The sequence below is a fragment of the Kurthia sp. Dielmo genome, from assembly GCF_000307285.2.
Classification (GTDB): domain Bacteria; phylum Bacillota; class Bacilli; order Bacillales_A; family Planococcaceae; genus Kurthia; species Kurthia populi.
In genome coordinates, this window is the sequence record NZ_HE578958.1 from 116018 (window position 1) to 129762 (window position 13745).

Genomic DNA, 13745 nt, shown 5'->3' on the forward strand with positions numbered 1-13745 from the left:
GTCATATTCATTCTCCGTCATACGCTTCATTTCCACCAGCAGAAGCTCTCTTTACTATGCGACAAGAATTACTCTTCCTTTTCTTCGCCTGAATATTTTACACGTATGAGCATATCATTTTTTAAATTGTTTGACAATTAAAATAATGAGCATTGCCTTCAACCTCCATTTGAGTTAACATTAATAAAAATAAAGTTAACCTAAATGAGGTGCAAAAGAATGTATCAATTACGCGGACACCATATTTTTTGTATGGTCGGCTATCAAGGAGTTGGGTATTCTAAGGAATACGCGGATAATATGACAGCTGTTCATAATAAATTACAGCAACAACCCCAAAAATTAGTTCAACTGATTAGTGGCCCTGATATGCTCTGTGCAAAATTCCCATGTTATCAGGAAAATCATTGTCATGAAAAAAGAATTTATGCGCAAGATGCGGCTATTTTAGATTTCCTCGGTCTACAAGTTGGGCAAATTGTGTCCTGGGCGACGATTGAGCAACGCTTAAAAATTTATGCAAAGCCTAATAGCATTCAAACACTTTGTGGGCATTGTACATGGCGAAAATTTGGCTATTGTGAGCAAGGTTTTAAACATTTACTCGATGGGCACGGGCTCCAGGATGTGAAGTTTTCACCATAGGCTTTCAACTGTTTCACATCCATTAGAAGATACATGATAAAAAAAGAAGCCATATAACACGAAAACAATTAAAAAACTAAAGAAAATAGGCCAACCAATTGTATGAAAAACAAATGCTTCAAACTGCAGCATCGCCAGTAAATAAAATTGAAAGCCAAACATTTTTTTGCGCATTCGCAAGCGAAATGTTGTTGTCCCACAACGAGGACAGGGTGTTTTTCCCTTCCACATTTTTTTTACGTAAATAACGCTCGGAAAGCTCCTCCCCACATGATGGACAGTAAATCGTTTGTTTCACACGTCTTAGTAAATAAATATAGACGATGTGACTTAAAAAGAATAGCGCAACGATAGCGTACCACCAGTTAAACGCGACTGTAGCGCCCGTATGTAACGCTGGCGTAAAAGTCGGCAGTAATAGTACAAAAAATAACAAGGCTGTCGCTACCCATACGACACTGATAAGCATTGGTTTTCGAGAAGGTTTCGTCACCGTTTGTGTTTCTCGCACGATGCGTTCAATCTCTTGTTCCGTTAGCATAATAGGCTTCAATTCCGCTTCGAGTTTCTTCTTCATCTATTGCCACCTCCAATTTCTCCTTTAAATGCATGCGTGCCCGCTGTAATCGACTGCGCACCGCCGAGGACGTAATCGACAAACAGGAAGCAATTTCAGGCGTTGTCCACTCCTCAAAATAATGTAAAATAATCACTTCACGCTCTTTAAATGTGAGGGTATGGATCGCGCCAATCAGATTTTCTGTACATTCTTTTTGTAGTAGTCTTCGTTCGGGTGTCCTAAAATCAACTTTCTCTGTCATCGGCTCATACCATTTTTTCTGCTTACGTAACAAATCATGACATACATTCACCGTCATCCGCACTAAATACGTTTTAAGCTGACTTTCCGCACGAAACTGGTCCACCTTCTTCAAACGCTTTAGCCATACTTGCTGGACAACATCTTTTGCGAGCTCGCGGTCCTTAACATACAAATACGCAACCTGATGTAAATAGCTACTGTATAGCCGTATTTCCTGTTCCATTTCTTTGCCCCCTTTACTTATAGACGTAGTAGCTGCCAAAAACGTCCCATTTTCTTTTAAAATAAATGAAGAAAATAGAGAGATGGACTAATATAATGTTATCTTTACTAACCCCTGACTTACAGCAAAAAGGAGCTCGGATATTTATCCAAACTCCTAAAAACCCTAATGAGACTCTACACGTTCGACTGCGCGGAACAAGCGCAAATCTAATTTAGCAGTCATAACACCTATAAGCATAAAGGCCGCTCCTATATAGCCTTGCATCGTTAAAACTTCGTGTAAGAAAATGAAGGAAAAGGCAATCGTAAATACGGGCTCTAATGAGAAAATAAGTCCCGTTCGAAGCGGTGTTGTATATTGCTGCGCGACCGTTTGTCCAATAAAACCACACGCACTGCACAAAATACCTAAAGCAAGTACCGCTACCCAAGCAGTTGATGTTTCTGGTAGTTTAGGTGTTTCAAATAAAAATGCGATGACGAGTCCCCAAAGCGCTGTAAATGCAAGCTGCCAAATGCCAAGTGCAAGCGCATCACTCTGCGTTGCGACACGATCGGTCACTAATATGTACAATGCGTATAATAGCGCACCAATAATAATGAATAAATCCCCCATGCGAATACCGAATCCATGTGTCATCGTCATCAAGCAAATACCGATAAAAGATAGCACAACACCAAATAACACATGCCGTTCTGGACGTTTTTTATAAAATAACGCTAATAATAACGGCACAAATACGACCGCAAGACTAAATAAAAAGCCTGCATTCGATGCCGAAGTAGATTTTACACCAATGGTTACCACAATCAATGAAGCAAACAATAAAGTGCCAAGTAAAAAGGCATGTTTCAGCATAAGCCATGTCGTTTTGCACATCCGTTTATAAAAAACAACTGCTGCTAATATAAAGGCAATACCAAAACGCAATGCTAATAAATTGCTCGGTTCAATTGACCCTAAGCCCATTTTAATAAATAAATACGAGGCACCCCAAAATAATGTCACAACGACCATAATCAAATCGCCACGCATTTGCAACGTCGAGGTACGTTCTTTTGTCTCGTGCATTTTGTATCACCTATCTTTCAAAATTATATAAAACTTATTATAATAGCCTTATACATATAAGAAAAATGAATGTTTTTGACGATTTACATGAAAAAAATTCACGTAAGGAGAAATGGTCATGTCTCTAGCAAAATTTGAAATTATTAGCACAATTATTGAGTTAGGAAGCTTTGCAAAAGCTGGCGACAAACTTGGACTTACGCAGTCTGCCGTTAGCCATGCTGTCTCTAGTTTAGAAAAGGAATACGGCTTTTCGTTATTAACTCGGGGGCGTGCGGGTATTCATTTAACAACAAACGGCGAACGTATGCTTAGCTATATGCAAGCCATGCTCAAAACACAAAAAGAAATGGCACAAGAAATCGCCAACATTAACGGCCTTATCGTTGGTGAAGTACGCATCGGGACTTTTTCAAGTGTATCTTCGCAGTGGCTACCAGAAATCTTACAGCAGTTCACCGAACTCTACCCTAATATTGATATTCAACTCTACGAGGGAGATTATGACGCCATTGAGTCGTGGATTGCGAATGGCTATGTCGATTTCGGTTTTGTATCACTCCCTACTTCCTATCAATTGGATGTTATTCCGCTTAAAAAAGATCGCATGGTCTGTTTTGTGGAGGAGCATCATCCGTTTACAAAACTTGATGCCGTCACATGGGCTGATATTAAAGAACAGCCATTTATACGTGCAAAAAAGGGTAGTGACAATGATTTACGACGGATTTTAAAGCAACAACAAATCATCCCCAATGTCCGCTTTGAACTAGCAGACGACCAAGCCATCTTTTCAATGGTATCGCATGGTATGGGCATTAGTGTGCTTTCAGAATTAGCGATGTTCCGTATCCCTGAAAATATTCATATTATTAAATTAGAACCTGAGGAATACCGTACAATCGGCATTGCAGCACCTTCCTTTAAAACGATTGCACCCGCTACAAAACGCTTTATTTCCTACTTACAACAATATGTCGACCAAAAATAACTTCTGCATTAAAAAGACACCTCCAAAAATTTGGAGGTGTCTTTTTCATCTTTTATTACCGATAGACACGTAAAACATCCGCATAAGATTGACGCTTTTCGATACGTTTAGAACTACGCTCAGCAAGCGGATTATTTGTTTTTTTCATCCTGTTTTTGTACATCTTTCAAATGATTCATCAGAACTTCCTTTTCGGCTGATGACATCGAACTTTTTGAAATCGTTGATAATAAATGCATAACCGTCATGTCTACATCCGATTTTGTACGCGCCATCCGCATCATTATTTCCATCATACGTCGCTTTCGCATCATTTTTTCAACCTCAATCATTTTATCTAGTGTAGGGAAACGTAAATATACAATCTTGCTTGCAGTTAATGCTTTGTCCGCCGTAAATTTTGCATAGATTGTCTGTACACACTTATCTATTGTTGCACCTTTTTATAAAACGGAGGACGACAACGTGTTGTACATTTGCTTTTGCCTAAGATTATAGACAATAGCTGAAAACGTTTGACTTTTTGTCTGGGGATTAATGTATTTTTTCATTACAGCAAGCATCGCTTGTTCCATAAAAATTGAATGAATGACCATAACATTCTCTCCTATCACTTTTTATCGAAACAAACCTCTTTTTTGTAAAATAATTGCTAGAAAATCCCGAATATCAAAAACATGTCTTTCCTCATAGTTTTTAACTTCTTTTTAACCTTAAGTATATCTTTTTGATTATATCAATATTAAAAATAAGTTAAATTTAATTTCACACTAGTTAAATAGATATAAAAATAGACTTTATGAACTAGGTTATTTTATTTTTTTTGGGGCATTTATAGTAAAAAGCAAATAAGGACGGTGAGCACATGAAAAAATTAAGCTATACTCTTCTCTCTTGCATGTTACTAGCAGGATGTGCGGGAGAAGAGGCACAACCCGTAACAAAAGCACATGAAAAAATAACGATTCCAACACCTTCAAAAAAATCTGTAGAACCTATTTCACAAGTAAAAATCCCTGAAAAACTCATCGCACTTACATTTAATGGACTTGCAGATGATGGCAAAATGGACCAATTACTCACTGAATTAAAAGCGAATAATATAACAGCAACTTTCTTTATTCCTGGTATTGAAGTTGCTGAACGCCCTGATCTTGTGAAACGAATTTTAGCAGATGGTCATGATGTGGAAAATAACACGTTAAACTTTGTCATGCCTGAGAAATTAACTTATGAAGAAGCGTACTTAGAAATTTCCCTTGCTAATAAAGTAATGAAGGATAAATTAGGTATCGAACCAAATTTAGTTCGTTCTCGTTCTGGAGATTCAAGTAGCAATTTCGAACAAGCAGCTGCTGAACTAGGCATGCAAGTTGTTACGAATAATATCAATCCAAAAGACGGTGACATGCAAAGCGCTGAAGAAATCACAAAATATGCAAAGCGCTGGGCAAAAAGCGGCTCGATTCTTGAACTGAATACGTATTTAAATGATGAGGTCATTCATGCCATTCCGATGCTTAAAAAAATGTTCGCCAAGCAAGGCTATGAAATGACCACCATTAAAGAAGCGATGAAGCATGCGTATTTAACCAACAACTATAAAACAAACAATTTAAATTATGCAGAAGATTATAAAGATGTTCAGCCCAACATTGTCAAACGCTTCAAAACAAATGGCAAAAAAGAGCTCGCGATTACATTTGATGACTGGAGCAGTGAGGAAACCCTTACAAAGGTGCTCAATATTTTACGAGAGCATCACGTAAAAGCGACCTTTTTCTTAATTGGAAACGGTGTTCATACCTCTCCGCAACTTGCTAAACAAATTGTGGACCAAGGACATGAAGTAGCAAATCACTCTTATGCCCATGACGATTCCACTACCCTTACGCCTAAGCGCTTACAAGAATCCGTTATAAAAACTGACAAAGCCATCTCTTATGCAATTCAAAAGCCAGGAAATCGTATGTATCGTCCACCTTATGGCTCAATCGACTATAAAAGTGCACAGGCGATTACTGCAACGGGTATGGATTACATTATTTTATATGATGTCGCATCTTTTGACTGGGATATGACGCGTTCATCAAAAAAAGTATTAAATACGGTACTCGATAAAGGGCAGCCAGGTAGTATTCTTGGCATGCATATTCTAGACGACTCCCATATCTTAACTGTGTTACCAACAATTTTAGAGACTTACGAAGAACGAGGCTATCAATTCCGTTTAGTCTCGGATATGTTAGAAGACTATGACTATTACACGAATGAAGGTGACGATAGATGATACAAGAAGTATTAACATTGGCGAAAAAAGACCGACGTAAATTATCTAATATTCCAGACCCACATCAAATACGCCATCAAGTCGACCGACGTGGTATTTCAGCAAATGATTTAGACGCAAATGAGCAATACGTACAGCGCCAACAAGGTCAACGTTATGTTAGCAATTTCCCAGTAAAACTACTCTCTACAAAAGAAGCGGCCCAAACCGTCACTTGTTTAGACATTTCTAATAAAGGCATGCTTGTACGTTCAGATGAGCCCATTCATACTGAGCAAGCAGTAACCCTGAAATTTAAAATAGATGGTGGCGTTATGCCAGAGGGTTACGAGGCACGTGTAAGCATCCGAGCTACACCTATTCGTGCTTACGAGGAAGATGGTGACTACTACCAAGCTTTTGAATTTGAACAACCACTGAACCGTTACATGAAAAAAAGACGCTGGGGATTATCCATTTTTGCTGCAAGTTTATTTTTACTATTCTGTGCTGTCATCGTGCTCCTAATGCGTACGGAAAGTGTATTGTATTTTAAATTCAATAAATTCCTTTATTTATATAGTTTAATTGCTGCAACGTTTTTATTAAGTCGTTATGTATTTGGGCTCTTTTACCGAAATGTTCCGATCAATCCACATTATGAACCGGGTGTCACCATTATTATTCCAGCCTTTAATGAGGAACAGTGGATTCACCGCACAATTGCTACATGTGTCGACCAGGATTATCCGATTAATAAATTAGAAATTATCGTTGTTGATGACTGCTCGACAGATGAGACATTCCGTAATGCTCAGCGCACGATTCAAGAATTAGCAAGAGACGGGGAGCGCTTTCAAATTGCAGAACGTCTACAATTGATTCGTCTAGCGCAAAATAGTGGCAAACGCGAAGCACTCGTTGCCGGCGTTGAAAAAGCAAAGCATGAACTGATTGTTTTCGTCGATTCAGATAGCTTTTTAGAACCAAATGCCATTCGTAATATCGTACAGCCATTCCAAGACCCTAAAATGGGTGGCGTTTCTGGTCGTACAGAAGTCGAAAATAAATATACAAATACGATGACAAAGCTACAAACCGTGCGTTACTACATCGCTTTCCGCATTATGAAAGCAGCCGAGTCATATTTCGATGTTGTGACATGTCTCTCAGGCCCTCTATCCTGCTATCGTAAAGATTTAATTGAGAAGCATCAGGATGCCTGGTTAAAGCAACAATTTTTAGGCCACCCCGCTACCTTTGGCGATGATCGTAGTATGACAAACTATATTTTAAAAACACATCGGACTGCTTATCAAGATGCGGCGATTTGTTCAACAATTGTGCCATCTCAATTTAATGTATTTTTAAAGCAACAAATGCGCTGGAAACGTTCTTGGCTACGTGAATCGTTACGCGCACTAACGTTTATGTGGAAAAAAGAGCCGCTCATGTTCCTGTTCTTTATCGTCGGCTTGATTGTCCCGATTGCGGCACCTATTGTCGTTGTCTACAATTTAATTTATGTCCCAATTGCACACCAGGTATTTCCGACAACCTTTGTTGTGGGACTCACAGTTATGGCACTACTCCTAAGCTTTGCCCATCTGTTATTCCGTAAAAGTACACTTTGGTTACATGGTTTAACATTCGTATTATTTTATGAGTTCGTGCTACTTTGGCAAATGCCAATTGCTTGGTTTACTTTCTGGAAATCTACATGGGGAACGCGCGATACCCCACAAGATTTAGAGGAACGTCGTTTAAAAGAAGAACGAAAAATGCGTCGTGCGACACTAAAGCGAGGAGGTCGTCTAGATGGCGAAAAATAAGGAATTAAATGTCAAAGCAAAAAATCGTCATAAGGTCATCCGTACAATTTTAGAAGTCATTGCGATTATTGCTGCTGGCTTTTTTGTCATCAAATCGGTGTTCTTTCTTTATCATTATGAAGAACCAAAAGCAGCTGCAAATGATGCAAAAGGCTTTGTTGCTATCTCGTACTTTGGTGTAGATCGTAGCGGCTCAACAAAACATATTGGACGCGAACAATTAAACAAGCAGCTTAGCATATTAAAGGAACAAGGCTTCACTACAATTTCACAGCAACAAATTATTGATTTTTATAACAAGGGAACACCGCTTCCTGAAAAAGCGCTGTTCTTATCGTTTGAAGATGGGCGTACCGATTCAAGTATTTTCTCACAAGCTACCCTCGAAGAGTTAAATTTCAAAGCAACGATGTTTACGTATGCCGATAATATGCAAAGTAAGGACAATAAATTTTTAACAACAAAAGATATTCAAGCGATGGTTGACAGTGGCTACTGGGAGCATGGCACAAATGGTAATCACCTTTCGTACATTAATGCCTATGCTCCAAATGGTGACTACCTCGGTGAGATTGCTGAAAAGAATGTTACCGATAAAACAAAAATCGAATACTACAACCACTTTTTAATGGATTATTTACGCGATGAGTATATGATTCCAAAAGAAACAAATGAAGAAATGGACACACGTTTGACAAATGAGTATACAAAAATGAAAAAGCTCTATACGCAAGATGGTGGCGCGCTACCAAAAGCCTATGCCATTATGCACTCAAATGCTATGTACAATATGATGGATGACAGTGTTGAGAAGGTGAATGAACGTAATATCCAACATCTCTTCTCCCTACATTTCAATACAAACCATCAAAGCTATAACGACGCCGAACAAAATATTTACAATCTAAATCGCCTTCAAATTGCACCATTCTGGTCAACAAACCACATGCTATTAAAAATGAAAGATGAATCTGATTTGGACATTAAAATGGTCACTGGGAACAAAAAGCTTGCAAATGATTGGATTGTCGAACAAGGTTATGGTGAATTTACAAAACAACAAATTATTTTAACCTCTGAGGCGAGTAAAGAAGTTTCCGCAACATTAACAAAAAAATGGCCCGCACAGTCGATTGTCGAAGCAGATTTTAATGGGGCTATTATGGGCACACAAAGCATGACATTATCCGACGGTGTAGTAAAAGCTAAAATTAGCTTACAAAAAAATAAACTACTCATTGCAACAGAAAATGGCTACAAAAAAAGCCAGCTTCAAAAAATCAACTTACCAGAAATTGATTGGAAAAATGAAAATTACGCCTTTGGTAAAGCAACCAATTATACGTATCTTGAAACGCAGCAAGGTTCTCGTGTCAATTCCGAGACGTATCCAAATAATATAATGAATGATCGCTATGTACGCGTTCAGGCAGTGAAAAACACGCTTTTAATTACGGTCGATAACAAACATTACGAAGCTAAGTTACCAAAAGAATTAGCTGATTTTGCGCTCACATTATCTGGAGAGCACTTAACAAGTGATAGCGAGAAAGAACAATATACAGATACACGCTACGATGCCTTTTTTGAAGATGTAATCGTTTCCAAAAACCGCGAAATTTTATACTCCACACGCGCTTCTGTCGCTGAACGTGTTCGTGATAGTGCGAAAAAACAATATGATAATGTTGTCGATTTCTTTATTCAAACATTTTAATGGAGGTGTAGCAACAGGATGAAGAAATTATTTGTAGCCACTTTGATTATCATCATGCTGCTAGGCTTCTATCTTTATAGCCAAAACAAAGCCACTAAGTCAACAGCTTCTTCTAGTATGTGGCTTGTTGATTGGCAGCCAGAAGCCGGACTTCAAGATGCACAAAAGCTAGGAGATGCGCTCGGCAGCGTATCATTATTCGGTATCTATTACAATAAAGAACATACTAGTTTCCTACCGGCTTCTTCTAAAAAATTAATTATGGATTCAAAGCATTTACATGCAAAACGTTATTTAACCGTTGTGAATGATCAAATTCAAGGCAAGAAAGAATTAAAATCCATTGCAGTCATCAATAGCATGTTGGATAACCCAAAAAAGCATCAGCAACAGCTCATTCATCTAACAAAACAAGCACAGGTCGATGGGCTCGAACTAGATTATGAAAATATTCCAGCCGACAAAGAAGCACAGTATCTTCAATTTATAAAAGACTTACAGCAGCAACTAAATGATGAAGAATTAGCCTTACGTGTCGTCATTGAGCCAACATTTAAGGCGCCTCTACCGGCCAATACCCAATTTATTATTATGGCCTATAATCTTCATGGTCCGCATAATGATGCCGGTCCAAAAGCAAATTTTGAGTTTTTAGATACACTCGCAAAACGGTTTCCAAATGACGCAAAAAACATCACCATCGCCTTTTCACTTGGTGGCTTCCTTTTCACACAAGATGGTGTAAAAAGTTTAACGGATAAAGAGATCGCAGCACTTGATACATCTAAAGCAAAACGTGATTCAGCGAGTGCCGCCATGTCATTTACAAATGAAGATGGTAGTGAAGTATGGTACAGCGACACAGAAACACTTAAACAATGGCGTGATTATATGCAGAAAAAGAACTATACGTATTTTGCCTATTGGCGTGCAGGTGGTATAGCTGAAAAAACGCTAACAATGCTCAAAGACGACTAATTATTAATGGAGGTGTAGAGAATGCCACACAAAATTGCCATAGTTGGTTTAGGATATGTCGGATTGCCACTGGCTGTTGAGTTATCACATGCTTATGATGTAATAGGCTTTGATATCCAACGTGAAAAAATCGCTCTTTACAAAGAAGGCATCGATCCTACAAAAGAAATCGGGAATGAAAAACTTCAAGCAGCTGCTGTACAATTCACATATGACGAAACATTATTAACTTCTTGTAATATGTATATCGTGACGGTTCCTACACCGATTCATTTAGATAAAACACCTAATCTTGAGCCACTCATTGGCGCTTGTGAAATCATTAGTCGTCACTTATGTAAGGGGGATATTGTCGTTTTTGAATCGACGGTTTACCCTGGTACAACAGAAGAAATTTGTGTACCTATTTTAGAAGCACAATCAAATTTACAGTTTGAACAGGACTTTGCAGTTGGTTATTCGCCAGAGCGTATCAATCCTGGTGACAAAAATAATAGCTTACGAACCATTTTAAAAATTGTTTCCGCTTCTGATGAAGCATCACTCACTGTGTTACAAGAGATTTACGGTTCCATCATTGATGCAGGTCTTCATATTGCGCCGTCGATTCGTGTAGCAGAGGCAGCCAAAATCATTGAAAATGCACAGCGTGATATTAACATCGCTTTTATGAATGAATTATCGATGATTTTCAACAAAATGAATATCGATACAAATGAAGTGCTCGAAGCGGCTGGAACGAAGTGGAATTTCCTCCCCTTTACACCAGGGCTTGTAGGAGGGCACTGCATCGGTGTCGATCCATATTATTTTCTCTACAAAGCGGAAGTACTCGGATGCAAATCAAAAATTATCGCCGCAGGACGTCAAGTCAACGACGGCCTCGCCCATTACATTGTCGAAAATTTCACCAAGCAATTCTTCACAAAATACCCGCAAAAAACGACGCGTAAGGTGGGGGTACTGGGCGTTACGTTTAAAGAAAATTGTCCCGATACGCGCAATTCGAAAGTCATCGATATTATTACAGAGCTACAGCAATATGGTTTCGATTTACACATTTATGACCCGTATGCCGATGCAAAAGAAACCGTATGTGAATACGGCATTGAGCTTTGTTCATTCGACGACCTCCAAAAATTAGATGCGCTTATCGTTGCGGTGAAACATGATGTGTTCTTAGAAGCCTTCCCAGTAGAGACATTACACACTCATTTTTCAGCAGACAGTAAGCTCTTATTTGATTTAAAACATTTATATAATCGGCACGATTTAACTGTCCAAGATTTTGATGTTTGGAGCTTATAAACAAAAAAACGACTTCTCAAAAGAGAAGTCGTTTTAAATGTCTGGTATATAAGAACATTTTATAGAATTGCCTTCATTATACGTGATGAAAGCTGTTGTTGCAATGCTATTTGTTTTTCAAGCGATAAATCACGAGGGAAATGAGCGTAAAAACGACGATTGCGAAGATGACATACCCTGTACTTTGTGCCATTGTTAGAATAGCGCCATTGACCTTATATTGTCCACCAAAGGCGAGCATATACGACTCCTTGTTCGCCGTCATATTACCAAAGACTGTTGGCAATGTTGGCTCCATAAACAATTGACGCAGTAACACTGTCGTATGACTAATCGGGAAAATTTCAACCACTTTTTGTACAAAGACGGGTAGCACACCCATTGGCACATACACGCCACACAAAAAGCCAATCATTGTACTAACAATTGATGCAAAGGCCGAAAATGTACCCGAATTTTTAATAATTAATGTGAAGAAAAACATCATAACACTGCTCAAAAAGACTGCTAATACAAGAACACCTAATACTTTTAACAAGCTCGTGAAACTTAGCCATTCACCACCAGTAGCTACGAGAAAAATTTCACAGCCAATAAAAGCAATCAATGTCATGAACAGTCCAATTTGGAAAGCACTTAACATATAGCTAAACTGAATCGTATGACGTGACATCGGCGTCGTCAAAAAATCATATAATATTTTGCGCTCGTTATCTTGAACATATAAACTATATGCCCCAAGTGTCGATGTGACAGGAATAATCGATAATACGCCCGCAATCATCCATTCATTCACAAGTGTTTTAATCGCCGCATTTTGCTTCGCCATTTCAGCAATAGAATCTACTTGTAGCTTCTGCAAAAAAATCGCATACAGTCCAATTGAAATAATAATCGATAGCACAGAGAAAAAAACTTGCATCCGGTTGCGGAAAAACATCTTATTGTTACGAATAACAAAGTTTGCTAAAGCACTCATACGCGTCTCTCCTCATTCAGGCGAATAAAGACATCGTCAAGCGATCCTTTAATAACCTCAAAAGATGCGATATATGGGCGCAGCTTCAGTAGCAGTGGCAGGGCATCTCGTGTATCCTCAAGTTGAAAATGATAGCGTTCTCCTATTTTTGTAGCATGTAGCTCTGCGGGCAGTTCGGCATCCTCTTTTAATACAATAATTAATTCATCCGCTGCATAGGCTGCCTTTAAGCTTTCTGGTGAGCCCTCTGCAACAATAGTGCCTTCTTTCATAATGATAATTTTATCAGCCACCGCCGCTTCTTCCATATAATGTGTCGTTAAAAAAATCGTCATATTCGTTTCCTGACAAAGTGTTCGTACCGCATTCCAAACGAAGCGACGCGTTTGCGGATCTAAGCCGGTTGTTGGCTCATCTAAAAATAAAATATGTGGTCGATGAATCAATGCACGCGCAATATCTGCACGACGACGTTGCCCACCTGATAGCTTCTCATAACGCTTATGTGCAATATCATCTAGCTTTAAATAATGATTCACGAATGCATAATTTTCTTCAAATTTCTTTTTCGATTGTTGATAAAAGCGACCTCGGTGACGAATGTTTTCATATACTGTTAAATAGTCATCCAGCAAATTTTGTTGAAACACAATGCCAATAGAACGGCGAATATGCTCATTTCCTTTCAATGTACCAAGAGATTGACCTGCAACCATTACTTCACCAGTTGTCGCCTGACGTAATGTACATAAAATTTCAATTGTCGTCGATTTTCCCGCACCATTTGCTCCTAAAAAAGCGAAAAAAGAGCCTTCTTCTACCGTAAATGAAATATCGTTAACCGCGACTTTGTCGTTGTACGTTTTTACCAAATTCGTCACTTCAATCGCATTCATAAACATACCT

13 protein-coding genes and 1 other annotated feature (1 of these 14 cut by a window edge) are annotated in these 13745 nt (G+C 38.6%); of the genes, 7 read left to right on the forward strand and 6 right to left on the reverse strand.

The annotated features are described in order from the left end of the window. Nucleotides 1–94, reverse strand: a binding site (T-box leader); it reaches 145 nt to the left of the window's first position. Between the two features lie 125 nt (nt 95–219). Next, nucleotides 220–645 (forward strand): DUF1284 domain-containing protein, encoded by a 426-nt coding sequence (locus KTHG_RS09125; protein ID WP_126991745.1) that lies wholly within the window; start codon nt 220–222, stop codon nt 643–645. Nucleotides 646–763: 118 nt separating this feature from the next. On the opposite strand, the gene KTHG_RS09130 is transcribed toward KTHG_RS09125, so the two are convergent. The 3 genes from KTHG_RS09130 to KTHG_RS09140 all read right to left on the reverse strand — a co-directional run bounded on the left by KTHG_RS09130 (nt 764) and on the right by KTHG_RS09140 (nt 2765). Further along, a complete protein-coding gene (locus KTHG_RS09130; protein WP_139992993.1) occupies nt 764–1222 on the reverse strand; it encodes a hypothetical protein in 459 nt (152 codons plus the stop codon). Continuing rightward, nucleotides 1164–1691, reverse strand: a complete 528-nt coding sequence (locus tag KTHG_RS09135) for an RNA polymerase sigma factor (protein ID WP_139992995.1) — start codon at nt 1689–1691, stop codon at nt 1164–1166. The genes KTHG_RS09130 and KTHG_RS09135 overlap by 59 nt, the downstream gene beginning before the upstream one ends. 165 nt (nt 1692–1856) lie before the next feature. After that, entirely contained in the window at nt 1857–2765 is a 909-nt protein-coding gene (locus tag KTHG_RS09140) for a DMT family transporter (protein WP_139992997.1), read from the reverse strand. 118 nt (nt 2766–2883) lie between these two features. Between KTHG_RS09140 and KTHG_RS09145 the strand changes: the two genes are divergently transcribed. Beyond that, on the forward strand, nt 2884–3756 hold the full coding sequence (locus tag KTHG_RS09145; protein WP_139992999.1) for a LysR family transcriptional regulator: 873 nt from the start codon (nt 2884–2886) through the stop codon (nt 3754–3756). A 131-nt stretch (nt 3757–3887) separates the two neighbouring features. Here the strand turns inward: KTHG_RS09145 and KTHG_RS09150 are convergent, their stop codons facing one another. Then, nucleotides 3888–4070, reverse strand: coding sequence for a hypothetical protein (locus KTHG_RS09150; RefSeq protein ID WP_139993001.1), 183 nt, complete (start codon nt 4068–4070; stop codon nt 3888–3890). A gap of 551 nt (nt 4071–4621) precedes the next feature. Here KTHG_RS09150 and KTHG_RS09155 point away from each other — a divergent pair. Genes KTHG_RS09155 through KTHG_RS09175 form a run of 5 tightly spaced genes read left to right on the forward strand, consistent with a single transcriptional unit; the run spans nt 4622 to nt 11860 of the window. Continuing rightward, entirely contained in the window at nt 4622–6046 is a 1425-nt protein-coding gene (locus KTHG_RS09155; protein ID WP_139993003.1) for a polysaccharide deacetylase family protein, read from the forward strand. Next, entirely contained in the window at nt 6043–7857 is a 1815-nt protein-coding gene (locus KTHG_RS09160; protein ID WP_139993005.1) for a glycosyltransferase family 2 protein, read from the forward strand. The genes KTHG_RS09155 and KTHG_RS09160 overlap by 4 nt, the downstream gene beginning before the upstream one ends. Then, nucleotides 7844–9574 (forward strand): polysaccharide deacetylase family protein, encoded by a 1731-nt coding sequence (locus KTHG_RS09165; RefSeq protein WP_139993007.1) that lies wholly within the window; start codon nt 7844–7846, stop codon nt 9572–9574. The genes KTHG_RS09160 and KTHG_RS09165 overlap by 14 nt, the downstream gene beginning before the upstream one ends. An 18-nt stretch (nt 9575–9592) precedes the next feature. Next, on the forward strand, nt 9593–10552 hold the full coding sequence (locus KTHG_RS09170; RefSeq protein WP_139993009.1) for a glycosyl hydrolase family 18 protein: 960 nt from the start codon (nt 9593–9595) through the stop codon (nt 10550–10552). Between the two features lie 21 nt (nt 10553–10573). Beyond that, nucleotides 10574–11860: a nucleotide sugar dehydrogenase gene (locus tag KTHG_RS09175; protein ID WP_139993010.1), complete on the forward strand. Its 1287-nt coding sequence runs from the start codon at nt 10574–10576 to the stop codon at nt 11858–11860. 106 nt (nt 11861–11966) lie between these two features. Here KTHG_RS09175 and KTHG_RS09180 read toward each other — a convergent pair whose 3' ends face one another. Both KTHG_RS09180 and KTHG_RS09185 read right to left on the reverse strand, forming a co-directional pair. Further along, nucleotides 11967–12839, reverse strand: a complete 873-nt coding sequence (locus KTHG_RS09180) for an ABC transporter permease (protein WP_139993012.1) — start codon at nt 12837–12839, stop codon at nt 11967–11969. Beyond that, on the reverse strand, nt 12836–13735 hold the full coding sequence (locus KTHG_RS09185; protein ID WP_139993014.1) for an ABC transporter ATP-binding protein: 900 nt from the start codon (nt 13733–13735) through the stop codon (nt 12836–12838). Before KTHG_RS09185 ends, KTHG_RS09180 begins: the two co-directional genes overlap by 4 nt. Nucleotides 13736–13745: the final 10 nt, after the last annotated feature.